The following is a 24,702-nucleotide window of genomic DNA, read 5'->3' as shown; positions in this document are numbered from 1 at the left end:
ACTCAATTATTCAAACGACTGTAATTTATACCTGAAAGTATAATTAACTATAATCGTCCGTCAAACGGCCTCCCGTCGCCGATCCTCCCGTGGACACCGGGCAAACTTCGCCCGGTAGCTGCGGGTGAAATACGATGGGGATTCAAACCCGCAGGCGATGCTGACTTCCAGCACGCTCATGTCGGTCTGGCGCAACAGCTGCCGGGCCTTTTCCAGCCTTAAGCGCAGATAGAAATTGCTCGGCGTGTCGTTCAGGTGCAGGCGGAACAACCGCTCCAGTTGCCGCCGCGTCACCTTGATCGATTCCGCCAGTTCCAGCGTGGTCAGCGGCGGTTCGCTGTGCTGCTCCATCTCGCCGATCACATGCACCAGCTTCTTGTTGCTGATGCCATAGCGCGTGGCGACCTCCATGCGCTGGTGGTCCTTGCGCGGACGAATCCGCCCCAATACAAACTGCTCGCTGACCTGGATCGCCAGTTGCGGGCCGTGGGCCTGGGCGATCAGGTCGAGCATCAGGTCGATGGACGCGGTGCCGCCGGCCGACGTGATGCGCCGACGGTCGATCTCGAACAGCTCCTGGGTGACGCTGAGCTGTGGATAAGATTCCTTGAAGGCATCGATGGCCTCCCAGTGCAGGGTCAGGCGATGGCCATCGAGCAGGCCGGCCTCGGCGAGGACGAAGCTGCCAGTGTCGATGGCGCCGAGGGTCACGCCTTCGTTGTCCAGCCGTCGCAGCCAATGCTCCAGCGCCGGGGTGGCGAACTTCAGCGGTTCAAAACCGGCGACCACCAGCAGCGTCGCCCCTTTCTTCAGCGGCTCCAGCGCCGCATCGGCGTTGACCGACATCCCGTTGCTCGCCAGCACCGCCCCGCCATCGGCGCTCAAGACGTGCCAGCGGTACAGCTCGCCGCGAAAGCGGTTGGCCACCCGCAGCGGTTCGATCACAGAGATGAAACCGATGGCGGAAAAACCCGGCATCAACAGAAAGTAGAAATCCTGGGACATGGCGCGCACTCGGTCAGCGGGTAGCGTGCAACGTTGATACGCCAGTTGTCGGCGGCATTCAAGAGCACAGGTCGCTGCAGTGCAAGAGCTGGTCGCCGCAGTGCGCTTTTACGGGGACGTTGCTGCGTAATTTGAGCATCACCGGCGCATCAGACACCGGAACCCACAATAACGACCTGCCGAGGAACCCGACATGAAACGACTGATCAGCAGCTGTGTTCTCGCACTCAGCGGTACCGCGTTTTTAAGCGCCAGCGTCATGGCAGCCGATTCCGCATCGTGTCAGAACGTGCGCATGGGCGTGGTGAACTGGACCGACGTGATCGCCACCAGCGCCATGGCCCAGGTTCTGCTCGACGGCCTCGGCTACAGCACCAAACAGACCAGCGCTTCCCAGCAGATCGTCTTCGCCGGCATCCGCGACCAGCGTCTGGATCTGTTCCTCGGCTACTGGAACCCGTTGATGACCCAGACCATCACCCCGTTCGTCGACGCCAACCAGGTCAAGGTGCTTGAAGCGCCGAGCCTCAAGGATGCGCGCGCCACCCTCGCCGTGCCGACCTATCTGGCGGACAAGGGCCTGAAAACCTTTGCCGACATCGCCAAGTTCGAGAAAGAGCTGGGCGGCAAGATCTACGGCATCGAGCCAGGCTCGGGCGCCAACACCCAGATCAAGGCGATGATCGCCAAGAACCAGTTTGGCCTCGGCAAGTTCCAGCTCGTGGAGTCGAGCGAGGCCGGCATGCTCGCCGCCGTCGATCGCGCGGTGCGCCGCAAGGAAGCCGTGGTGTTCTTCGGCTGGGCGCCGCACCCGATGAACGTCAACGTGCAGATGACCTATCTGACCGGCAGCGACGACGCCCTCGGCCCGAACGAAGGCATGGCCACCGTGTGGACCGTCACCGCACCGAAATACGCCGAACAATGCCCGAACGTCAGCCGCCTGCTGAGCAACCTGACGTTCACCGCCGAAGACGAGAGCCGGATGATGCAGCCGCTGCTCGATCACAAGGACGCTTTCGAATCGGCCAAACAATGGCTCAAGGATCACCCGCAGGACAAACAGCGCTGGCTCGAAGGCGTCACCACCTTCGATGGCAAACCGGCGGCTGAAAACCTCCAGCTCACCAGCAAATAAACCGCAACGAATGAACCACTTCGCAGTCCGCCACGGGCTGCGAACAGACCCATCACGCCTGAAGGAAAACGCACCATGAATCACGACGTCATCATCACCTGCGCACTCACCGGTGCTGGCGACACGACCGCCAAAAGCCCACACGTGCCGGTCACCCCGAAACAGATCGCCGCAGCCGCAGTAGAAGCGGCCAAGGCCGGCGCCACGGTCGTGCACTGCCACGTTCGTGACCCGCAGACCGGCAAGTTCAGCCGTGACGTGGCGCTGTACCGCGAAGTCATGGAGCGCATCCGCGAAGCCGACGTCGACATCATCGTCAACCTCACCGCCGGCATGGGCGGTGACCTGGAAATCGGCCCGGGCGAGAACCCGATGGAGTTCGGCCCGAACACCGATCTGGTCGGCCCGCTGACCCGTCTGGCCCACGTCGAAGAACTGCTTCCGGAAATCTGCACCCTGGATTGCGGCACCCTGAACTTCGGCGACGGCGACACCATTTACGTTTCCACCCCGGCCCAACTGCGGGCCGGCGCCAAACGCATCACCGAGCTGGGCGTGAAGGCGGAGCTGGAGATTTTCGACACCGGTCACCTGTGGTTCGCCAAACAGATGATCAAGGAAGGCCTGCTCGACAACCCGCTGTTCCAGCTGTGCCTGGGCATCCCGTGGGGCGCGCCGGCCGACACCACCACCATGAAAGCCATGGTCGACAACCTGCCCGCCGACGCGGTGTGGGCCGGCTTCGGCATCGGCCGGATGCAGATGCCGATGGCCGCGCAAGCGGTACTGCTCGGCGGTAACGTGCGGGTCGGTCTGGAAGACAACCTGTGGCTGGACAAAGGCGTGCTGGCGACCAACGGCCAACTGGTCGAACGTGCCAGCGAGATCCTCAGCCGCCTCGGCGCCCGCGTGCTGACCCCGGCTGAAGGTCGCAAGAAGATGGGCCTGACCCAGCGCGGCTGAAATCACCCTTTCCCCCGGTGGGCGGGCCATTGACGCCCACCGTTTTTTTGCCTCATTCCAGGAAGTGACCATGAGCTTTATCACCGAAATCAAAACCTTCGCAGCACTGGGCAGCGGCGTCATCGGCAGCGGCTGGGTCGCCCGCGCCCTCGCCCACGGCCTCGACGTGGTGGCCTGGGATCCGGCGCCGGGTGCCGAAGCGGCGCTGCGCAAACGCGTGGCCAATGCCTGGGGCGCGCTGGAGAAAAACGGTCTGGCGCCGGGCGCGTCGCAGGATCGCCTGCGCTTTGTGGCGACTATTGAGGAGTGCGTGCGCGATGCGGATTTCATCCAGGAAAGCGCCCCGGAACGCCTCGAACTGAAACTGGATCTGCACAGCAAAATCAGCGCGGCGGCCAAGCCGAATGCGTTGATCGGTTCCAGCACTTCCGGCCTGTTGCCAAGCGAGTTCTACGAGAGCTCGACCCACCCGGAACGCTGCGTGGTCGGTCACCCGTTCAACCCGGTTTACCTGCTGCCATTGGTGGAAGTGGTCGGCGGCAAAAACACCGCGCCCGAAGCCGTGCAGGCCGCGATGAAAGTCTACGAATCCCTCGGCATGCGCCCGCTGCATGTGCGCAAGGAAGTGCCAGGCTTCATCGCCGACCGCCTGCTCGAAGCGCTGTGGCGCGAGGCGCTGCATCTGGTCAACGACGGGGTGGCAACCACCGGTGAAATCGACGACGCGATCCGCTTTGGCGCCGGTCTGCGCTGGTCGTTCATGGGCACGTTTTTGACCTACACCCTGGCCGGAGGTGATGCCGGCATGCGCCACTTCATGTCGCAGTTCGGCCCGGCGTTGCAGTTGCCGTGGACATACCTGCCGGCACCGGAACTGACCGAAAAGTTGATCGACGATGTGGTGGACGGCACCAGCGATCAATTGGGCCGGCACAGTATTTCGGCGCTGGAGCGCTATCGTGATGATTGCTTGCTGGCGGTGCTTGAGGCGGTGAAGACCACCAAAGAAAAGCATGGAATGAGTTTCAGCGAGTGATGTGTCTGGCTTGAAACCGCAGCCCTCACCCTAACCCTCCCGAAACGTCGGACCGCCCAAGGGGAGAGGGGACTGACCGCAGTGAATGTACGAGCTACACCGACCTGAAAATCCCAAGTCGAACTCAGCTCTCGAAAAGCTTGAAGATCGGCTCCCTTTCCCCCTCGCCCCCTTGGGGGAGAGGGCTGGGGTGAGGGGGTAAATCTCACAACCACCAAACATCCAACTGCTGGGATCCGATATGCCCTCTCTAACCACCTACCAAACCAAAATAATCCCCGACTGGGTCGACTACAACGGCCACCTGCGCGACGCCTTCTATCTGCTGATTTTCAGCTACGCCACCGACGCCCTGATGGATCGCCTCGGCATGGACAGCAACAACCGCGAAGCCAGCGGTCACTCGCTGTTCACCCTCGAACTGCACCTCAATTACCTGCACGAAGTGAAGCTCGATGCCGAAGTCGAAGTGCGCACGCAGATCATCGGTCACGACCAGAAGCGCCTGCACCTCTATCACAGCCTGCATCTGGCCGGCGGTGACAAGGAGCTGGCCGGCAACGAACAGATGCTGCTGCACGTCGATCTGGCCGGGCCGCGTTCCGCGCCGTTTACCCCGGACACCCTGGGCCGCCTGCAAGCCATCGTCGCCGAGCAGGCCGATCTGCCCACTCCCGCTTACATCGGCCGGGTCATCGCCCTGCCCCCAGGCCGGTAAACCCATCCATCACAAGGAGCCGCCATGCAAACCGCCGTTGCCGTTGCCGATTTCCGTACTTATCCGTTGATCAGCGCGCTGAACGGCGTGCAGAACCTGGCGGATCGCGTCCTGATTGAATGGGCCGACGGGCGTGTCAGCCCGTTTCACCACGTGTGGCTGCGTGACAACTGTCCGTGTCCGCACTGCGTCTACAGTGTCACCCGCGAGCAGGTGTTCGAGATCATCGATGCGGCTCCCGACCTGACGCCATCCGCGGTGCACATCGACACCGATGGCTGCCTGCGTATCGACTGGCAGGACGGCCACCTCAGCCGCTTCGATGCCGGCTGGTTGCGCGCCCACGCCTACGATGATGAATCGCGCACCGAACGCCTCGCCTCCAGGCCGAAACCCTTCCTGTGGCGTAGTGATTTGCAGTTGCCGGTGTTCGACTATGCGGCGCTGATGAACGACAACGCCGCACTGCTGCAATGGTTGCTGGCGGTACGCGACATCGGCCTGACCCAGGTGCGCGGCGTACCCACCGAACCCGGTTCGCTGAAGCTGATCGCCCAGCGCATTTCGTTCATCCGCGAGAGCAATTTCGGCGTGCTGTTCAACGTGCAATCCAAGGCCGACGCCGACAGCAATGCCTACACCGCATTCAACCTGCCATTGCACACCGACCTGCCGACCCGCGAGCTGCAACCGGGCCTGCAATTTCTGCATTGTCTGGTGAACGACGCCGAGGGTGGCGAGAGCATTTTCGTCGACGGTTTTGCGATTGCCGAAGCGTTGCGCCAGGAAGATCCCGGGTCGTTTCAGGTGCTGTGCGAAATCCCGGTGGAGTTTCGCAACAAGGACCGCCACAGCGACTATCGCAGCCTCGCACCGATCATCGTCCTGGATGCCTTGGGCCGGGTCGCGGAAATCCGCATGGCCAACTTCCTGCGCGGGGCGTTCGACACATCCGTGGAGCAAATGCCCTTGCTGTATCGCGCTTACCGGCGCTTCATCGCCATGACCCGCGAGCCACGCTTTCGGGTGATGCAGCGGCTCAATCCGGGCGAGTTGTGGTGCTTCGACAACCGCCGCACTTTGCACGCGCGCAATGCGTTCGACCCGACCACCGGGGCCCGGCATTTTCAGGGCTGCTACATCGATCGGGATGAGTTGCTGTCGCGGATTCTGGTGTTGCAGCGATAGACCGCGTCATCGTTCATCGCCAGCAGGCTGGCTCCCACAAAGAGCGCATTTCAATGTGGGAGCCAGCCTGCTGGCGATGAATGCACCTCGATTTACCTGACACACAGGCAAAAAAAGCCCCGATACAAGCCGTGACAGGATCGGGGCGAGGGTACTGTTGAGGAGCTGCCGTGGCGAGGGTGACCAAACCTTCGTGAAGCGAGCTGAGGCCAGTGTGCCGACTCCCCTTGACGGCGAGTTAGCCGAAAACGACCTGTTCATAGCCGTCGCGGCCACTGCGACAAATCGCCCTTGCCGTGCCTGGGCAGGCCTACCAGAATCGAGCCACGACCTCCGTTGCCGAAGAAGGATTCGCGTCATGATGTATGCCGATTTGATCGATCAGGAAGACCTGTTGGGCCAACTCAAGTCGTTGGGTTTTCAAGTGCCGAGCGGTTCAACTGCCGAGCAGGCCTGTGAGTATGCGGTGCGCGGTCTGGATAACGTTCGCGCCTTTGAACTGCGCAAGATGGTCAAGGACATGTACACCAGCGGCGCCAGCATCCAGCCTGCAGTGCGTCAGGCCATCGACAAACAATTGTTGCCGGCATTGGCGCAATACCAACAAACCCATAGCGCCTGACGTTGCTCACCTGATCGTTCCCACGCTCTGCGTGGGAATGCCTCAACGGACGCTCCGCGTTCGGCCTTTTGGGACGCAGAGCGTCCCGGGCTGCGTTCCCACGCAGAGCGTGGGAACGATACTTATCAGAGCCTTACACTGGCGAATGTGGATTCGTTGCGTGCCTGGCTCAACGCCGACATCGGCCCGGACAGCGGCGACATCACAATGGCCTGCGGCAGCGGCATCATCGCCACCTGCTGGGTGGTGTTGGAGCCGACGCGCTCGTCACGCGGCGGAATGCCGAAGTATTCGCGGTAGCACTTGGAGAAGTGCGGCGTCGACACAAACCCGCAGACCGACGCCACTTCGATGATCGACATCGGCGTCTGCTTGAGCAGTTGCCGCGCGCGGATCAGGCGCAGCTTGAGGTAGTAGCGCGACGGCGAGCAGTGCAGGTATTTCTGGAACAGGCGCTCGAGCTGGCGACGGGACACGGCGACGTACACCGCCAGTTCGTCGAGGTCGATCGGCTCTTCCAGGTTGGCTTCCATCAGCGCAACGATTTCCTGCAGTTTCGGCTGGTTGGTGCCGAGCATGTGCTTGAGCGGTACGCGCTGGTGATCCTGCTCGTTGCGGATGCGCTCGTAGACGAACATCTCGGAGATCGCGGCGGACAGTTCACGACCGTGATCGCGGCTGATCAGGTGCAGCATCATGTCCAGCGGCGCGGTGCCGCCGGAGCTGGTGAAACGGTTGCGGTCGAGGGTGAACAGACGGGTGCTCATCGCAACGCGCGGGAAAGCTTCCTGCATCGCCGCCAGACATTCCCAGTGCACGCTGCAATCGAAACCGTCGAGCAGGCCGGCGCAAGCCAGGGCCCAACTGCCGGTGCACACGGCACCGAGGCGGCGCGACTGGCGCGCCTGGCTTTGCAGCCACGACACGTGTTCACGGGTAACGGTACGTTGAATGCCGATCCCGCCGCACACGATGACGGTGTCGAGGGCCGGGGCTTTGTGCATGGAGGCGTCGGGGGTGATCTGCAGACCGTCACTGGCCCAGACCTGGCCGCCGTCGACGGTGAGGGTGGTCCAGCGATACAGCTCGCGACCGGACAACTGGTTGGCCATGCGCAGGGGTTCGACTGCGGAAGCCAGGGAAATCAGCGTGAAATTGTCCAGCAGCAGAAAGCCGATGGATTGAGGCGCACGGTTCTGGGGTTGAGCCCCGGAGTTGAACGACGTCATCGCGGTATCTCCTCACACAAAGCGGGTGATGGCCTCAGGCGGAGGCTCTTGTTATTGCCATCGTTCTCTTGCGTGAGACGGGCTTTGTTATGACAGAGCAATTGCCATGCCTAAAATTGAATGGCTGTTCAATAACTCCTGAAAACGACGTCGCGACGCGTCTATACAAGCGCTCCGCCGGAGGGTAATTCGAAGTGCCATCAGCGGCCGCGAAAGCCCTGCCCCGGAGCGTGTGAGCAAATCGGTAGCACTTGTGGGAACAGGCCTGCGCACGATTGTCCTACAGTGTCACCGCAGGCACGGGTGACGGACGGTAGCGCCTGCGAATCAGGCGCTGGAGGCAGGAAAGACTCTTATCCGATAGCGACGCGCCAAAAGGTGGCGCGTTTTGATTCCGGTGTGCACTTAACGCGCAGTTTTGACTGGTCCGGCTTCATCGCTGGCAAGCCAGCTCCCACAATTGAGCGGGTTCCTCTGCCGGAATGCGATCGAATGTGGGAGCGGGCTTGCTCGCGAAGGCCATACCTCGGATTTACTGACTCAACATTCAACCGCGCTGACCGCCAACCCGCCCCGCGAAGTCTCTTTATATTTGTCATGCATATCCGCGCCGGTATCGCGCATGGTGCGGATCACCCGGTCCAGCGAGATGAAGTGCTGACCGTCCCCACGCAAGGCCATCTGCGCGGCATTGATCGCCTTCACCGCCGCAATCGCATTGCGTTCGATGCACGGCACTTGCACCAGGCCGCCCACCGGATCGCAGGTCAGACCCAGGTTGTGTTCCAGGCCGATTTCCGCCGCGTTGCACAACTGCTCGGGGCTTGCGCCGAGAATTTCCGCCAGCCCTGCCGCCGCCATTGCGCAGGCCGAACCGACTTCACCCTGACAGCCGACTTCAGCGCCGGAGATCGAAGCGTTCTTCTTGCACAGAATCCCCACCGCCGCCGCCCCGAGGAAGTAGTCGACCACGTTGGCGTCGGTCACTGCCTCGCTGAATTTCATGAAGTAGTGCAACACTGCCGGAATGATCCCCGCCGCGCCGTTGGTGGGCGCCGTGACCATGCGCCCGCCGGCGGCGTTTTCCTCGTTCACCGCCAGGGCGAACAGGTTGACCCACTCCATCGCGCTGAGGGTCGAGCCGATCACGTTGGGCTTGTTCAATTCCTGAAGACTGCGGTGCAACTTCGCCGCGCGGCGGCGCACGTTGAGGCCGCCCGGCAGGATGCCTTCGTGCTTGAGGCCCTGCTCGACGCAATCCTGCATCGCCCGCCAGAGCTTCATCAGGCCGGCGCGAATTTCCTCTTCGCTGCGCCAGACCTTCTCGTTGGCCATCATCAATTCGGCCACGCGCAGGTTGTGGGTCTTGCACAGTTCCAGCAATTCCACCGCACTGGAAAAATCGTAAGGCAACTCGGTGCGATCCAGATCCACCACGCCGCTGGAGGCCTGCGCCTCGTCCACCACAAAACCGCCGCCGACCGAATAGTAGGTGTCGCGATGCAGCTCGCCGTGATCGCCTTCGACAACCAGGGTCATGGCGTTGGGGTGGAACGGCAGGTTCTCGTCGATCAGGCGCATGTCGCGGCCCCATATAAAGGGCACCGACAAACGACCGTCGAGCAACAGCGTGTGGGTTTCACGCAAGGCCTGGATCCGCGGGCCGATCTGCGACGGGTCGATCGCGTCCGGCCACTCGCCCATCAGGCCCATGATCACCGCGTTGTCGCTGCCGTGACCGACACCGGTGGCCGACAGCGAACCGAACAGCTGCACCTCGATGCGGCGCACCTGCTCCAGTAGATGTTTGTCGCGCAACGACTCGACGAACAGGGCGGCGGCGCGCATGGGCCCGACGGTGTGGGAACTGGAAGGGCCAATGCCGATTTTGAACAGGTCGAAAACGCTGATAGCCATTGCTGCAGAGCTCCTGAGAGTGCCGGTCCGGGGCGTGAAGCGCCCGCTGGCGGAGCTGCTACGCTCAAGCTGCGATCCGCCGGAATGCCCGCATCATCGGGCTTTTCCCCGGTCGCTCGGCGTCTGACACCGACGCACTCATGCCCACTAACGCCGTGCCGGTTTCAGCCCGTGTTTTCGCCGTTTTTATGCGGTTCAGATGGCCAGAAAGGGCAGAAAAAAGCTGTAAACGACGTCACTGACACTGGATGCGACCATCCCTGTACTGGATACGACGCACCCTGTAGGCGTCAGATTTTCACTGGTACATGATCGTATCGACTCGATTGCAAGGCGCTGCGGTAGAGCTGTCTCCAGAACGCCATCCAACCGCAACCCATAAGTGCGGTGGTCCAATCGGAACACTGCCAAAAAAAACACCAAGGAGTCCATTCATGAAAGGTTCCCCGTCGTTGTTGTTGGCCGCCATGCTGAGTCTGCCGTTACTGGCTCAAGCCGCAGAACCGGCGCAGTGCAGTACCGTGAACTTCTCCGATGTCGGCTGGACCGACATCACCGCAACCACCGCCACCACCTCCGTCGTGCTTCAGGCCCTCGGCTACAAGACCAAGACCACCATGATCTCCGTACCCGTGACCTACAAGTCGCTGGCCGACGGCAAGAACATGGACGTGTTCCTCGGCAACTGGATGCCGACCATGGAAAACGACATCAAGGCCTACCGCGACGCCGGCACCGTGGAAACCGTGCGCACCAACCTCAAGGGCGCCAAGTACACCCTCGCCGTTCCGCAAGCCTTGTATGACAAGGGTCTGCACGACTTCGCCGACATCGCCAAATTCAAGAAGGAACTCGACGGCAAGATCTACGGGATCGAGCCGGGCAACGACGGCAACCGTCTGATCCAGAGCATGATCGACAAGAACGCCTTCGGCCTGAAAGACGCCGGCTTCAAGGTCGTCGAATCCAGCGAGGCGGGCATGCTGTCGCAGGTCGACCGCGCGCAGAAACGCGACACCGCCGTGGTGTTCCTCGGCTGGGCGCCGCACCCGATGAACAAGCGCTTCAAGATTCAGTACCTGACCGGCGGCGATGACTTCTTCGGCCCGGATTTCGGTGCCGCCACCGTGGCGACCAACACCCGCAAGGGCTACGCCGAGGAATGCAGCAACGTTGGCCAACTGCTGAAAAACCTGGAGTTCACCGTCGACATGGAAAGCGAACTGATGGGCAACATCCTGGACGACAAGATGAAGCCTGACGCGGCCGCCAAGGCCTGGCTGAAAAAGAATCCACAGGTGCTCGATACCTGGCTCGCTGGCGTGACCACCATTGACGGTAAACCTGGCCTGGAGGCCGTGAAAGCCAAGATTGCCCAGTAATCGCTTATGCCGGACGGCTCACGCCGTCCGGGCTGTTTATTTCCTTGCATGCGGACGTTCACTACCATGCTGATTGATCAGAAAATCCCTTTAGGCCAGTACATCGCGGGCTTCGTTGAATGGTTGACGCAACACGGCGCCAACACCTTCGACGCAATCGCCGTGACACTGGAAACGATGATCCACGGCGTGACGTTTGCGCTGACCTGGTTCAACCCGCTGGTGCTGATCGGCCTCATCGCCCTGCTGGCCCACTTCATTCAACGCAAATGGGGCCTGACCGCGTTCGTGGTCGCCTCCTTCCTGCTGATCCTCAACCTGGGGTACTGGCAGGAAACCATGGAAACCCTCGCCCAGGTCATGTTCGCGACCCTGGTCTGCGTGGTCATCGGCGTGCCGCTGGGCATCGTCGCCGCGCACAAACCGATGTTCTACACTTTGATGAGGCCGGTACTCGATCTGATGCAGACCGTACCGACCTTCGTTTACCTCATTCCTACCCTGACCCTCTTCGGGCTGGGTGTGGTGCCGGGCCTGATCTCGACGGTGGTGTTCGCCATCGCTGCGCCGATCCGCCTGACCTACCTGGGCATCCGCGATGTCCCGCAAGAACTGATGGACGCCGGCAAGGCCTTCGGCTGCTCGCGTCGCCAACTGCTTTCACGGATCGAACTGCCTCACGCCATGCCGAGCATCGCGGCCGGCATCACCCAGTGCATCATGCTGTCGCTGTCGATGGTGGTGATCGCGGCACTGGTGGGCGCCGACGGACTCGGCAAACCGGTGGTCAACGCACTGAACACTGCTGATATCGCCCTGGGCTTCGAAGCGGGCCTGGCGATCGTACTGCTGGCGATCATGCTCGACCGTATCTGCAAACAACCCGACGCCAAAGTAGGGGGTGACGCATGAGCATAATTCGCTTCGATAACGTTGACGTGATCTTCACCAAGGATCCGCGCGAAGCACTGAAACTTCTCGATCAGGGCCTGACCCGCAGTGAGATCCTGAAAAAGACCGGGCAGATCGTCGGCGTTGAAAAGGCCAGCCTGGACATCAACAAAGGCGAGATCTGCGTGCTGATGGGCCTGTCCGGCTCCGGCAAGTCGAGCCTGCTGCGCTGCATCAACGGCCTCAACACCGTGAGCCGCGGCAAGCTGTTCGTCGAACACGAAGGCAAGCAGATCGACATCGCCTCCTGCTCCCCGGCCGAGCTGAAAATGATGCGCACCAAACGCATCGCAATGGTGTTCCAGAAGTTCGCCCTGATGCCCTGGCTGACGGTGCGCGAGAACATCAGTTTCGGTCTGGAAATGCAGGGCCGTCCGGAGAAGGAACGGCGCAAACTGGTCGATGACAAACTCGAACTGGTGGGCCTGACCCAATGGCGCAACAAGAAGCCCGACGAACTGTCCGGCGGCATGCAGCAGCGTGTCGGCCTGGCCCGCGCGCTGGCGATGGACGCCGACATTCTGCTGATGGACGAACCCTTCTCCGCGCTCGACCCGCTGATCCGTCAGGGCCTGCAGGATGAACTGCTGGAACTGCAACGCAAGCTGAGCAAGACCATCGTATTCGTGAGCCACGACCTCGACGAGGCGCTGAAACTCGGTAGCCGCATCGCGATCATGAAGGACGGCCGGATCATCCAGTACAGCGTGCCGGAAGAGATCGTGCTCAACCCTGCGGACGATTACGTGCGCACCTTCGTCGCCCACACCAACCCGCTGAACGTGCTGTGCGGTCGCAGCCTGATGCGTACCCTGGACAACTGCAAACGCATCAACGGTTCGGTGTGCCTGGATCCGGGCGGCGATTCGTGGCTGGACCTGGCCGAGGGCAACACCATCAAGGGTGCGCGGCAGAACGGTTCGGTGCTGAACCTGCAGAATTGGGCACCGGGGCAAGCCGTGGAAGGGTTGGAGCGCAAACCAACGCTGGTGGACTCGAACATCGGCATGCGCGACGCCTTGCAGATCCGTTACCAGACCGGCAACAAACTGGTGCTGCATGACAACAATCATGTGGTGGGGATTCTTGGCGACAGCGAGCTGTATCACGCGCTGCTCGGCAAGAACCTGGGGTAAGGCGGGATGAAAAAAAGGGATCGCGGTGAGCGATCCCTTTTTTATTGGGTCAGGGAAAAGAGCCCCTCACCCTAGCCCTCTCCCGGAGGGAGAGGGAACTGATTGGGGGATGCTGCAGATATACGTCGACCTGATCTTGCTTCACCGAATCCATAATCGACTCGATTTTTCAGGTCGATGTACAACGCCAGACACCTCGGTCGGCTCCCTCTCCCCCCGGGAGAGGGCTGGGGTGAGGGAGCTTTTGACTTTAGCTATAAACCCGGCCAAGGAGCTGCCGATGGCTTTCAAACTGATCGAGCACATCACGCGTGATCTGATCCTGTGTGAAGCCCATCAGGTCGTAGTCCTGGCTGCCGTTGTGCAGGTACACCTCGGCGCGGTAGAAACGCTGACGCGCTTCATCGGACTGGACCGACTCGCTCGGGGTGGCCAGGTAGCCGTCCAGGCTCACTTCGTAAACAAAAGGGTTGCCCTCTTCCATCTCGACCCGCACGCCCATGCAGCGCTTGGATTTGCCCAGCAGCGTCTGCACTTCCAGACCCTGTGCACGCATTTGCGCCGCGGCATCTTCCAGCGCCGGGCTGACGTGTTTGTCCATGAAGCGCTGCACCACCGACTGGCTCGGTTGCAGATCCAGCTGGGTCAGGCGCTCGCTGAAACCACGACGACCGCGTTCAGCCAGTTGCGCCTGCTCCTGTTCGATCTGCATGTCCTGGCGCATCGCCTTGTGCAGGCCGAACATGAAGCACACCAGCACCACCGAGAACGGCAGACCGGCCAGCACCACCATGGTCTGCATGGCTTCGAAGTTACCGGCGAACAGCAGGCCGATGGTCACCAGCGTGATCACGACCGACCAGAAGATCCGCAGCCAGTGCGGGGCGTCTTCGTCGACGTTACCGCCCTTGCAGGACAGGTTCGCCATCATCACCGCACCGGAGTCGGCCGGGGTCAGGAACAGCACGAAACCAACGAAGATCGACACGCCGATCACGACTTTCGACGCCGGGTAGTGTTCCAGCAACTGATAGATCGCCATCGACGGCTGTTCCAGCGCCGTCTTGCCGAGTTCCACCGCGCCCTGGTTCATCACCAGATCCAGCGCCGAGTTACCGAAGATCGACAGCCACGCCAGGGTGAAACCCAGCGGAATCAGCAGCACTCCGGCCACCAGTTCACGCACGGTACGACCACGGGAAATACGCGCGATGAACATGCCGACGAATGGGGCCCAGGAAATCCACCAGGCCCAGTAGAACAGCGTCCACAGACCCAGCCAGCGGTCGGACTTCTCGCTGTCGCCTTCATAGACGTACAGGTCGAAAGTCTTCAGCACCACGCCGTTAAGGTAGTCGCCGATGTTCTGCACGAAGCCGTTGAGCAAGTGCAGGGTCGGGCCGAACAGCAGGACGAAAATCAGCAGGCCGCTGAACAGGATGATGTTGAGGTTGGACAGACGACGGATGCCATTTTCCACACCCGACACGGCAGCGATGGTCGCCACGGTGCTCATCACGATGATCACGATCAGCAGGTTGGTGTTGCTGTGTTCCATGCCGAACAGGTTTTCCAGGCCCGAAGACACTTGCAGCGAGCCGATCCCCAGGTTGGTCACCAGACCCAGCAGGGTCACGAACATGCCGAAACCGTCCACCGCATGACCGGCAGCGCCCTTGACCCAACGCTCGCCAACCAGCGGGTACAGTGCCGAACGCAGGGCCAGCGGCTGGTTATGACGGTAAGCGAAATAGGCCACGGCCAGACCGACCAGTGCGTAGATCGCCCAGCCGTGCAGGCCCCAGTGCAGGAAGGTCAGCTGAACAGCCTGACGTGCCGCCATGTTGGTAGCGGACGCGCCTTCCGGCGGATTGAAGTAGTGATCCAGCGGCTCGGAGGCGCCAAAGTACAGCAGCGAAATACCGATACCCGACGAGAACAGCATCCCCGCCCAGGCGCCGTAACTGAAATCCGGGGTGTCGTCCTTGCTGCCCAGTTTGAGTTTGCCGTACGAGGAAAACGCCAGGCCCACCACAAATACCAGGTAAGCGGCGATCACCACCATGTAGTACCAGCCGAAGCTGCGGGACAACCAGGCCTGAGCCACTCCCAGCATTCTGCCGGCCTCTTGCGGGGCGATGATCAGAATGGCGGTCAACAACAGAATCAGCGCGGTAGAGGTGTAGAACACCCAACCGTTGACCGTCACCTTCTCGGGCGGGGTCTTTATAAGCGAGGCAGAACTCATGGCACAAATGCTCCAGGCAGTGCGAGAGAAGAACACAAGGCAACACGGAACCCGACCAATCGGTTAGTTGGCAGCCGACCGGCGGGTGATATAAAGACACCCCGAAAAAAGCCCGAACCTGCAGAGATGGCACCGCGAATCGCCGTCGTGGCCGAGGCATGGACGTTCATCCGAAACCTGGCCTTGAGCGTCTTGCCCATTCAACACGTCCATCGAACGTCGAACCGCGCCTTGCCCCGCGCAGGTTTCGAGCCTTTTCGGATGTCGGTTTTATCGCCACTTACACGTAAGAAAATTCTGTAGGCAGCGACGATTTGTCGCAGATCTTATTCTTTGTTGATTGAACGTTCAATCAAAACAAAATAGACTGGCCCTCAATCCGATAGGCGTTTGTCGTCCGTCGGAAGGCCTAAGGAGATGTGCAAGATGCCCAAGGTCGGTATGCAACCCATCCGCCGCCAACAACTGATCGAAGCCACTTTGCAGGCGGTTGATCAGGTCGGAATGGGGGACGCCAGCATTGCGCTGATCGCCCGTTTGGCCGGTGTCTCGAATGGCATCATCAGTCATTACTTTCAGGACAAGAACGGCCTGATCGCCGCCACGATGCGGTATCTGATGAGCGTCCTCAGCGAGAGCGTCACCGCGCGCCGTCAGGCGCTGGCAGACAGCAGCCCCCGGGCGCATCTGCAGGTGATCATCGAAGGCAACTTCGACGCCAGCCAGGTCAATGGCCCGGCAATGAAAACCTGGTTGGCCTTCTGGGCCACCAGCATGCACCAGCCGTCTTTGCACAGGTTGCAGCGGATCAACGATCACCGTCTGTATTCCAACCTGTGCTGCGAGTTCCGCCGTGTGTTGCCGCTCGAAGATGCGCGCACCGCCGCCCGTGGACTGGCAGCTCTGATCGACGGCTTGTGGTTGCGCGGCGCGCTGTCGGGAGACGCTTTCGACACTGCGCAGGCGCAACAGATCGCTTACGAATACATGGATTTCCAATTGGCCAAGCAGGTGAGCTAGAGCACAGAGAAAACGCTCGGCCCCTGAACTGTCACCGACCAGCGATGCCACAGCTACATGGCTCACCCGGTGACCAACGCCAACCACTAATGCACTTGCGAGGACACTATGGCCCGTTTCGAACTGCAAAAACTCTACATCGATGGCGCGTACTCCGACGCCGGCAGCGATGCCACCTTCGAAGCCATCAACCCGGCTAACGGTGAAGTCCTCGCACTGGTGCAACGCGCGACCAAGGAAGACGTCGAGCGCGCTGTGGTCAGCGCCGAAAAGGGCCAGAAAATCTGGGCCGCGATGACCGCCATGGAGCGTTCGCGCATCCTGCGTCGCGCCGTCGACATCCTGCGCGAGCGCAACGATGAACTGGCAGCCCTGGAAACCCTGGACACCGGTAAAGCCTTCTCCGAAACCAAGTACGTCGACATCGTCACCGGCGCCGATGTGCTGGAATACTACGCAGGCCTGGTGCCCGCCATCGAAGGCGAACAGATCCCGCTGCGTGACACTTCCTTCGTTTACACCCGTCGCGAACCGCTGGGCGTTGTCGCCGGTATCGGCGCGTGGAACTACCCGATCCAGATCGCCCTGTGGAAATCCGCTCCAGCCCTGGCGGCCGGTAACGCGATGATCTTCAAGCCAAGCGAAGTCACCTCGCTGACCACCCTGAAACTGGCCGAAATCTACACCGAAGCCGGCGTTCCAAATGGCGTGTTCAACGTCCTGACGGGCAGCGGCCGTGAAGTCGGCACCTGGCTGACCGAGCACCCGCGCATCGAGAAGATCTCCTTCACCGGCGGCACCGACACCGGCAAGAAGGTCATGGCCAGCGCTTCGGCTTCGTCGCTCAAGGACGTGACCATGGAACTGGGCGGCAAGTCCCCGCTGATCATCTGCGACGACGCCGACCTGGATCGCGCCGCCGACACCGCCATGATGGCCAACTTCTACAGCTCCGGTCAGGTCTGCACCAACGGCACTCGCGTGTTCGTGCCGAGCCACCTGAAAGCCGCTTTTGAAGCCAAGATCGTCGAGCGCGTTGCGCGCATCCGCGTTGGCAACCCGGAAGACGAAAACACCAACTTCGGCCCGCTGGTCAGCTTCCCGCACATGGAAAGCGTGCTGGGCTACATCGCCAAGGGTAAAGAAGAAGGCGCCCGCGTCCTGTGCGGCGGCGAGCGTCTGACCGACGGCGAATTTGCCAAGGGCGCGTTCGTGGCTCCGACCGTGTTCACCGACTGCACCGACGACATGACCATCGTCCGTGAAGAAATCTTCGGCCCGGTGATGGCGATCCTGAGCTACGAAACCGAAGAAGAAGTGATCCGCCGCGCCAACGACACCGACTTCGGCCTGGCCGCCGGCATCGTCACCCGCGACCTGAACCGCGCCCACCGCGTGATTCATCAACTGGAAGCCGGTATCTGCTGGATCAACGCCTGGGGCGAGTCCGACGCAAAAATGCCGGTTGGCGGTTACAAGCAGTCGGGCGTCGGCCGTGAGAACGGCATCAGCTCGCTGAACAACTTCACTCGCATCAAATCGGTACAGGTCGAGCTGGGCGATTACGTCTCGGTGTTCTAAGGCATCAATCGCTTCGCCTGCGAGGCCGTCATCGCCAGCAGGCTGGCTCCCACAGGTTTGGTGTCATCCACCAAGCCTGTGTCATCCCCGATTCACTGTGGGAGCGAGCCTGCTCGCGATTGAGTGCGCAGCACTCACCCAGGCCTGACCTGACCAACTTCAAAGAGGGTGCATCCAATGTCCCAAGAATTCGATTACATCATCGTCGGTGCCGGCTCTGCCGGTAACACCCTGGCGACCCGTCTGACTGAAGACGAAGGCGTCACCGTCCTGCTGCTCGAAGCCGGCGGCCCGGACTACCGTCTCGACTTCCGCACGCAGATGCCGGCAGCCCTGGCATTCCCGCTGCAAGGTCGTCGCTACAACTGGGCCTACGAGACCGATCCGGAGCCACACATGGACGGCCGCCGGATGGAATGCGGTCGCGGCAAGGGCCTCGGTGGTTCCTCGCTGATCAACGGCATGTGCTACATCCGCGGCAACGCAATGGACTACGACGGCTGGGCCAAACTGCCAGGTCTGGAAGACTGGTCGTACCTCGATTGCCTGCCGTATTTCCGCAAAGCGGAAACCCGCGACATCGGCCCGAACGACTACCACGGTGGCGACGGCCCGGTCAGCGTGACCACGCCGAAAGCGGGCAACAACCCGCTGTTCCACGCCATGGTTGAAGCCGGCGTGCAGGCCGGTTACCCGCGCACCGAAGACTTGAACGGCTACCAGCAGGAAGGCTTCGGCCCGATGGACCGTACCGTGACGCCGAACGGCCGTCGTGCTTCCACCGCCCGCGGTTACCTGGACGTGGCCAAGAAGCGTTCGACCCTGACCATCGTCACTCACGCCCTGACCGACAAGGTTCTGTTCGAAGGCAAGCGTGCGGTCGGCGTGCGTTACCTGGTCGGCGCGGCTGAAGAGCGCGTTGAAGCCCGCGCCCGCAAGGAAGTCATCGTCTGCTCCGGCGCGATCGCCTCGCCGCAACTGCTGCAACGCTCCGGCGTCGGCCCGGCGAAACTGCTGGAAAGCCTCGACATCCCGGTGGTTCACGATCTGCCGGGCGTTGGCGAAAACCTGCAGGATCACCTTGAGCTGTACCTGCAATACGCTTGCACCCAACCGGTCTCGCTGTACCCGTCGCTGCTCTGGTACAACCAGCCGGCCATCGGTGCCGAGTGGCTGTTCAACGGCACCGGCATCGGCGCCAGCAACCAGTTCGAAGCCGGCGGTTTCATCCGTACTCGCGAAGAGTTCGAATGGCCGAACATCCAGTACCACTTCCTGCCGGTCGCGATTAACTACAACGGCAGCAACGGTGTGAAAGAGCACGGCTTCCAGGCGCACATGGGTTCCATGCGTTCGCCGAGCCGCGGTCGCATCCAGGTCAAATCCAAGGATCCGCGCCAGCACCCGAGCATCCTGTTCAACTACATGGCCACCGAGCAGGACTGGCAGGAATTCCGCGACGGCATCCGCCTGACCCGTGAAATCATGCAACAGCCTGCACTGGACGCGTTCCGTGGCCGTGAAATCAGCCCGGGCATCGAAGTGCAAACCGATGAGCAGCTGGACAAGTTCATCCGCGAGCACGCCGAAACCGCGTTCCACCCGTCCTGCTCGTGCAAGATGGGCACCGACGACATGGCCGTAGTGGACGGCGAAGGCCGCGTGCATGGCATGCAGGGTCTGCGTGTGGTCGATGCGTCGATCATGCCGATCATCACCACCGGCAACCTGAACGCGCCGACGATCATGATCGCCGAGAAAATCGCCGACAAGATCCGTGGCCGCCAGCCATTGCCGCGCAGCAAGGCGCCGTACTATGTCGCTGGCGATGCGCCGGTGAAAGGCAAGGCGCTGCGTGATGTGAGCGCTGTTGCTCAGTAAGCCGTAATACCGAGGCGCGGCCTTCGTCGGAACGCCGCCCGGAGCAAGCCCGCTCCCACACTTGATCTCCAGTGAACACAGAACTTGTGAACATGCGATATCGAATGTGGGAGCGGGCTTGCTCGCGAAGGGGCCCTCACATTCAGCACAAATCCCTCTGTTTCAAGTAAATCCCCCTACACCCCCTCTTCACTTGATCCTACCCCCTCGCAGGCCTACTCTAGTCCTCGCCTGATCGCTTCATCCCTCCCCGCCGAATCCGCTTCACCGCTGCTCCCATGACAAGGAGGTTCCCCTGATGTTCGATTTCCACCCCCAGCTCAAGCAGCGCTTTGCTGCCTTGCGCACGGGCGCCGAATTTTTTTCCCTGCGGTATGTGCGCGAATCCGGGCAGTACCTGTCGGTGCGCAAGAACGTCGCCGAACCGCCGAGCCTGAGCCGCGACGAAGGCGCGATGCTGACTGTCCGGGTCAATGGCGTCGAGGCCTACGCAGCGACCAATGACCTGTCGCAACAAGGCCTGCAAGCCGCCCTCGAGCGCGCCGAGCAGCAGGCCCGGCGGCTCAAGCCCCATGCCCTGCTCGACCTGAGCCAGCAGCCGGTTTCCAGCGACCGCGCCGATTACTTTTCACCCAATCTCGAACAACCCTTCCCGTCCTTGAGCGAATGCTTCGAGCTGCTCGGCGCGGAATCCGCCTCGGTGCCAAAGGATGAGCGCCTGGTGAATTGGCAAGTGAGCATCGGCATCACCCACGTCGAACAGATCTACCTGAACAGCGCCGGCGCCGAATTGCGCCAGGCCCAGCGCTTCGTCTACCCGGGCCTGGACGTCACCGCCTACGACGGCAACGACAGCCAGACCCGCAGCCTCGGCCGCGAGAACTTCGGCCAGCAGGGCGGCGCCGACGTAATCACCCGTTGCGGCCTGATCGGTGCCGGCCCGCAAGTCGCCGATCAGGCGCTGCAATTGCTGCTCGCGCCGAACACCCCGCAAGGCCCGCGCGACCTGCTGCTGATGCCCGACCAGATGATGCTGCAGATCCACGAGTCCATCGGCCACCCGCTGGAGCTCGACCGGATTCTCGGCGACGAGCGCAATTACGCCGGCACCAGTTTTGTCAAAGCCTCGGATTTCGGCAGCCTGCAATACGGCTCGAAACTGCTCAACGTGACGTTCGATCCGGGCATTCCCGAAGAACTGGCGAGTTACGGTCACGATGACGACGGCTCCAAAGCCAGCAAACAATTCCTGATTCGCGAAGGCCTGCTGGTCCGTCCGTTGGGCGGTGCCTTGTCGCAATTTCGCGCAGGTCTCGACGGCGTCGCCAACAGCCGCGCCTGCAGCTGGAACCGACCGCCGATCGACCGCATGGCCAACCTCAACATCGAGCCGGGCGACCAGTCGCTGGAGCAACTGATCGGCGGCATCGAAAACGGCATTCTGATGAGCACCAACCGCTCATGGTCGATCGACGATGCGCGCAACAAATTCCAGTTCGGCTGCGAATGGGGCCAGTTGATTGAAAACGGCGAACTCAAGGGTGTGGTGAAAAACCCGAACTACCGGGGCATTTCCGCGCACTTCTGGAAGAGTCTGCGCGCCGTCGGCAACGCCGCCACCACCCAGGTGTTGGGCACGCCGAACTGCGGCAAGGGCGAACCGAACCAGGTGATCCGCGTCGGCCACGCTTCACCGGCCTGCGTGTTCAGCAATGTTGATGTGTTTGGGGGAGACGCCTGATGAGTATTTCCAAGAGCCAGTCCGAGGCGTTCAAGCTGCTGGTCAACTGGCTGCGCGATGCCGTGCGCGAGCCGGAACAGTTCACCCTGAGTTACGACGCCGAATCGTCGGCCTTCGTCCGTTTCAACCACGCCAAGGTGCGTCAGGCCGGGCAAGTTCAGCAAGCCGGTATCGGTCTGAAACTGATCGACGACGGTCGCCATGCTGACCTGCAGATCACCTTGTCCGGTGATCAGGAAGCCGACCTGCAACGTCTCGCCGAAGGTTTGCAGCAACTGCGCGAAACCCTGCCGCTGCTGCCGCAGGACCCGTACCTGCTGCTCAACCACAACGGCTGGCAGAGCAAGAATGTGCAGGAGCATCCGCTGCCGGACACCGAGCAAGTTGTCGCTGAAATCGCTCAAGCGGCCGAAGGTCTGGATCTGGTCGGTTTCTACGCTGCTGGCCCCATCAGCCGTGGCTTCGCCAGTTCTTCCGGCGCATTCGGCTGGCATCAGGCCAACAGCTTCAACTTCGACTTCAGCCTGTTCCACGAGAACGGCGAAGCGGTGAAGGCCAGCTACGCCGGACATGACTGGAACAGCGAAGACTTCGCCCGCCGCTTCCAGCAGGCCCGCGAGCAACTCGAATTTCTCGGTCGCCCGCTGCGCACCTTGCCGCCCGGCCAGTACCGCGCCTATCTGGCGCCGGCGGCGCTGGAAGAAATCATGGGCATGTTGTGCTGGGGCGGTTTCTCGGCGCAGTCGATTGCCAGCAAGAGCAGCCCGTTGCAGAAGCTGTATGCCGGCGATCAGGCGTTCAGCCCGCTGGTGTCCCTCGATGAAAAAGTCAGTGGTTCGCTAAGCCCGGCGTTTTCCGGCGAAGGTTACCCGCGCAGCGATCTGCGGCTGATCATCGAAGGTCAGGCCGGCGAGCAACTGGTCGGTTCGCGCAGCGCCGCCGAATACGGCCTGACCGCCAACGGCGCCGGCGGCGGTGAATCGCCCAGCGCGCTGAACATGGCCGCCGGCGACTTGTCCCAGGCCGAGATCCTCAAGCAGTTGGGTACCGGGTTGTATATCAGCAACCTTTGGTACCTGAACTTCTCGGATCAACCGGCGGCGCGCCTGACCGGCATGACCCGATTTGCCACGTTCTGGGTGGAAAACGGCGAGATTCAGGCGCCGGTCAGCACCATGCGTTTCGACGACAGCGCCTACAGCCTGCTGGGTTCGCAGCTGGAAGCGTTGACCGAAGAACGTGAGTTGCTGCTGTCGGCGAGCACCTATAGCCAGCGCAGTACCTCGTCGGCGTTGTTGCCGGGGGCGCTGGTGAGCCGTTTGACCCTGACCTTGTAAAAGCATCGCGAGCAGGCTCGCTCCCACAGGTTCGCGCAGTCCATGTGGGAGCGAGCCTGCTCGCGATGAAGTCACCTCGGATTTACTGCGCTCATCACCAGAGGTTCCATGCCCAACCGCCCGCCTCTCGACGCCATCACCGCCCGCTGGTTGCCATGGGTCGTCGCCATCGCTTTCTTCATGCAGTCCCTCGACGGGACCATCCTCAACACCGCCCTGCCGGCCATGGCCAGGGACCTGGCCGAAGACCCGCTGCGCATGCAGGGCGTGATCATCGCCTACATGCTCACCGTGGCCCTGCTGATCCCGGCGTCGGGCTGGATCGCCGACCGCTTCGGCACCAAGAAGATCTTCTTCGGCGCGATCCTGCTGTTCAGCCTGGGCTCGCTGCTCTGCGCCTTGTCGAGCAGCCTGAGCATGCTGATCGGCGCGCGCGTGATCCAGGGCCTCGGCGGTGCCCTGATGCTGCCGGTCGGACGATTGGTGGTGCTGCGCGCCTACCCGCGCTCGGAACTGGTGCGGATCATGGGCTTCATCACCATTCCCGGCCTGCTCGGCCCGCTGATCGGCCCGACCATGGGCGGCTGGATGGTGGAATACCTGACGTGGCACTGGATCTTCCTGATCAACCTGCCGGTCGGCGTCATCGGTTGCTATGCGGTGTGGAAGTTCATCCCCGACCTGCGCGGCACCGAGCGCACGCGCTTCGATAGCCTGGGGTTCCTGCTGTTCGGCGCGGCGATGGTGCTGATCACCATCGCCATGGAAGGCCTCGGCGAACTGCACCTGCCGCACCTGCGGGTAATGTTGTTGCTGTTCGGCGGCATGGCCTGTCTGGCGGCGTACTGGCTGCGCGCCGGGCACATTGAAAACCCGCTGTTCGCGCCGTCGCTGTTCAAGACCCGCACCTTCGCGGTCGGCATCCTCGGCAACCTGTTCGCCCGCCTGGGCAGCGGCGCCCTGCCGTTTCTGGTGCCGTTGCTGCTGCAAGTGGCGCTGGGTTATTCGCCGTCCCAGGCCGGGATGAGCATGCTGCCGCTGGCGGCTGCGGCGATGGTCGCCAAATGGGGCGCGCGGCCGCTGATCGAGCGCCTGGGCTATCGCATCGTGCTGACCGGCAACACCCTGTTTCTGGGGATCATGCTGGCGAGCATGGGGCTGGTCAGCGAGCAGACGCCGTACTGGCTGCTGCTGTGCCTGCTGGCGGTTCTCGGGGCGATCAACTCGCTGCAATTCACCGCGATGAACACAGTGACCCTGATCGACCTCGACGACGCCAGCGCCAGCAGCGGCAACAGTTTGCTGTCGGTGGTGGCGCAGTTGTCGCTGAGCCTTGGCGTGGCGTGTGCCGGTGCGCTGCTCGGCGGCTTTACGGCGGAGATCGGCAACGATGGCGTCGAGACCGTGTTGGGCGCTTTCCAGCTCACGTTCGTGACCGTCGGGATCATGGCGATGCTGGCGGCGACGATTTTCTCGCAGCTCTCGAAAGAGGACGGACGGCGCGCCAAGCGCCGGGAAGAACACATCGAGCATTGACCGGGGTCTGCGTGGCGAGGTTACCGGCCCTCGTCACAGGCTTTGCGTTCGTCCAGAACTTTCGAGGAAAGTG

19 protein-coding genes are annotated in these 24,702 nt (G+C 61.9%); 15 read left to right on the top strand and 4 right to left on the bottom strand.

Annotated features, from left to right (window positions below; genetic code table 11):
- Positions 1-60 precede the first annotated feature (60 nt).
- Entirely contained in the window at positions 61-1,005 is a 945-nt protein-coding gene (locus tag ACKUG4_RS20005) for a GlxA family transcriptional regulator (protein ID WP_445434671.1), read from the bottom strand.
- Positions 1,006-1,198: 193 nt separating this feature from the next.
- On the opposite strand from ACKUG4_RS20005, the gene choX reads away from it, so the two are divergent.
- From choX to ACKUG4_RS19975, 6 genes are all read left to right on the top strand, one after another.
- Positions 1,199-2,143, top strand: coding sequence for a choline ABC transporter substrate-binding protein (gene choX, locus ACKUG4_RS20000; RefSeq protein WP_007959767.1), 945 nt, complete (start codon positions 1,199-1,201; stop codon positions 2,141-2,143).
- A gap of 75 nt (positions 2,144-2,218) precedes the next feature.
- On the top strand, positions 2,219-3,106 hold the full coding sequence (cdhC, locus tag ACKUG4_RS19995; protein WP_011336296.1) for a 3-dehydrocarnitine:acetyl-CoA trimethylamine transferase CdhC: 888 nt from the start codon (positions 2,219-2,221) through the stop codon (positions 3,104-3,106).
- Positions 3,107-3,176: 70 nt separating this feature from the next.
- Complete coding sequence (locus ACKUG4_RS19990; protein ID WP_445434670.1) at positions 3,177-4,142, top strand: L-carnitine dehydrogenase; 966 nt, start codon at positions 3,177-3,179, stop codon at positions 4,140-4,142.
- A gap of 241 nt (positions 4,143-4,383) precedes the next feature.
- Positions 4,384-4,860, top strand: coding sequence for a thioesterase family protein (locus tag ACKUG4_RS19985; RefSeq protein WP_445434669.1), 477 nt, complete (start codon positions 4,384-4,386; stop codon positions 4,858-4,860).
- Between the two features lie 24 nt (positions 4,861-4,884).
- Entirely contained in the window at positions 4,885-6,048 is a 1,164-nt protein-coding gene (locus ACKUG4_RS19980; protein ID WP_445434668.1) for a gamma-butyrobetaine dioxygenase, read from the top strand.
- A gap of 358 nt (positions 6,049-6,406) precedes the next feature.
- Positions 6,407-6,670, top strand: a complete 264-nt coding sequence (locus ACKUG4_RS19975) for a hypothetical protein (RefSeq protein ID WP_039767996.1) — start codon at positions 6,407-6,409, stop codon at positions 6,668-6,670.
- A 125-nt stretch (positions 6,671-6,795) separates the two neighbouring features.
- Here the strand turns inward: ACKUG4_RS19975 and gbdR are convergent, their stop codons facing one another.
- Positions 6,796-7,899, bottom strand: a complete 1,104-nt coding sequence (gene gbdR / locus ACKUG4_RS19970) for a choline metabolism transcriptional regulator GbdR (RefSeq protein WP_011336300.1) — start codon at positions 7,897-7,899, stop codon at positions 6,796-6,798.
- Between the two features lie 540 nt (positions 7,900-8,439).
- The gene (locus tag ACKUG4_RS19965; protein WP_445434667.1) at positions 8,440-9,816 is read right to left on the bottom strand and encodes an L-serine ammonia-lyase; all 1,377 of its coding nucleotides are present in this window, start codon (positions 9,814-9,816) and stop codon (positions 8,440-8,442) included.
- 434 nt (positions 9,817-10,250) lie between these two features.
- On the opposite strand from ACKUG4_RS19965, the gene ACKUG4_RS19960 reads away from it, so the two are divergent.
- From ACKUG4_RS19960 to choV, 3 genes are all read left to right on the top strand, one after another.
- On the top strand, positions 10,251-11,198 hold the full coding sequence (locus ACKUG4_RS19960) for a choline ABC transporter substrate-binding protein (RefSeq protein ID WP_085746647.1): 948 nt from the start codon (positions 10,251-10,253) through the stop codon (positions 11,196-11,198).
- A 66-nt stretch (positions 11,199-11,264) separates the two neighbouring features.
- Positions 11,265-12,110, top strand: a complete 846-nt coding sequence (gene choW, locus ACKUG4_RS19955; RefSeq protein ID WP_007959749.1) for a choline ABC transporter permease subunit — start codon at positions 11,265-11,267, stop codon at positions 12,108-12,110.
- A complete protein-coding gene (gene choV, locus ACKUG4_RS19950; RefSeq protein WP_011336304.1) occupies positions 12,107-13,285 on the top strand; it encodes a choline ABC transporter ATP-binding protein in 1,179 nt (392 codons plus the stop codon). The genes choW and choV overlap by 4 nt, the downstream gene beginning before the upstream one ends.
- 250 nt (positions 13,286-13,535) lie before the next feature.
- Here choV and ACKUG4_RS19945 read toward each other — a convergent pair whose 3' ends face one another.
- Positions 13,536-15,476 carry a BCCT family transporter gene (locus ACKUG4_RS19945; RefSeq protein WP_223290698.1) on the bottom strand — a complete coding sequence of 647 codons (1,941 nt, stop codon included), beginning with the start codon at positions 15,474-15,476 and terminating at the stop codon, positions 13,536-13,538.
- A gap of 483 nt (positions 15,477-15,959) precedes the next feature.
- Between ACKUG4_RS19945 and betI the strand changes: the two genes are divergently transcribed.
- The 6 genes from betI (at position 15,960) to mdtD (ending at position 24,629) form a co-directional block, all read left to right on the top strand.
- The gene (gene betI, locus ACKUG4_RS19940) at positions 15,960-16,553 is read left to right on the top strand and encodes a transcriptional regulator BetI (protein ID WP_064599977.1); all 594 of its coding nucleotides are present in this window, start codon (positions 15,960-15,962) and stop codon (positions 16,551-16,553) included.
- A gap of 108 nt (positions 16,554-16,661) precedes the next feature.
- Positions 16,662-18,134, top strand: coding sequence for a betaine-aldehyde dehydrogenase (betB, locus tag ACKUG4_RS19935; protein WP_064380209.1), 1,473 nt, complete (start codon positions 16,662-16,664; stop codon positions 18,132-18,134).
- 177 nt (positions 18,135-18,311) lie between these two features.
- Positions 18,312-20,015: a choline dehydrogenase gene (gene betA, locus ACKUG4_RS19930; protein WP_445434666.1), complete on the top strand. Its 1,704-nt coding sequence runs from the start codon at positions 18,312-18,314 to the stop codon at positions 20,013-20,015.
- Positions 20,016-20,313: 298 nt separating this feature from the next.
- Complete coding sequence (locus ACKUG4_RS19925) at positions 20,314-21,756, top strand: TldD/PmbA family protein (protein WP_445434665.1); 1,443 nt, start codon at positions 20,314-20,316, stop codon at positions 21,754-21,756.
- Positions 21,756-23,093, top strand: a complete 1,338-nt coding sequence (locus ACKUG4_RS19920) for a TldD/PmbA family protein (RefSeq protein ID WP_445434664.1) — start codon at positions 21,756-21,758, stop codon at positions 23,091-23,093. The genes ACKUG4_RS19925 and ACKUG4_RS19920 overlap by 1 nt, the downstream gene beginning before the upstream one ends.
- A gap of 108 nt (positions 23,094-23,201) precedes the next feature.
- The gene (mdtD, locus tag ACKUG4_RS19915) at positions 23,202-24,629 is read left to right on the top strand and encodes a multidrug transporter subunit MdtD (RefSeq protein ID WP_039767988.1); all 1,428 of its coding nucleotides are present in this window, start codon (positions 23,202-23,204) and stop codon (positions 24,627-24,629) included.
- The last annotated feature ends 73 nt before the right edge of the window (positions 24,630-24,702 follow it).

This window comes from Candidatus Pseudomonas auctus (genome assembly GCF_048654275.1).
GTDB classification, from domain to species: domain Bacteria; phylum Pseudomonadota; class Gammaproteobacteria; order Pseudomonadales; family Pseudomonadaceae; genus Aquipseudomonas; species Aquipseudomonas pharyngis.
Note: the sequence above shows the minus strand (reverse complement) of the source record. Positions and strands in the feature narration are given on the sequence as shown.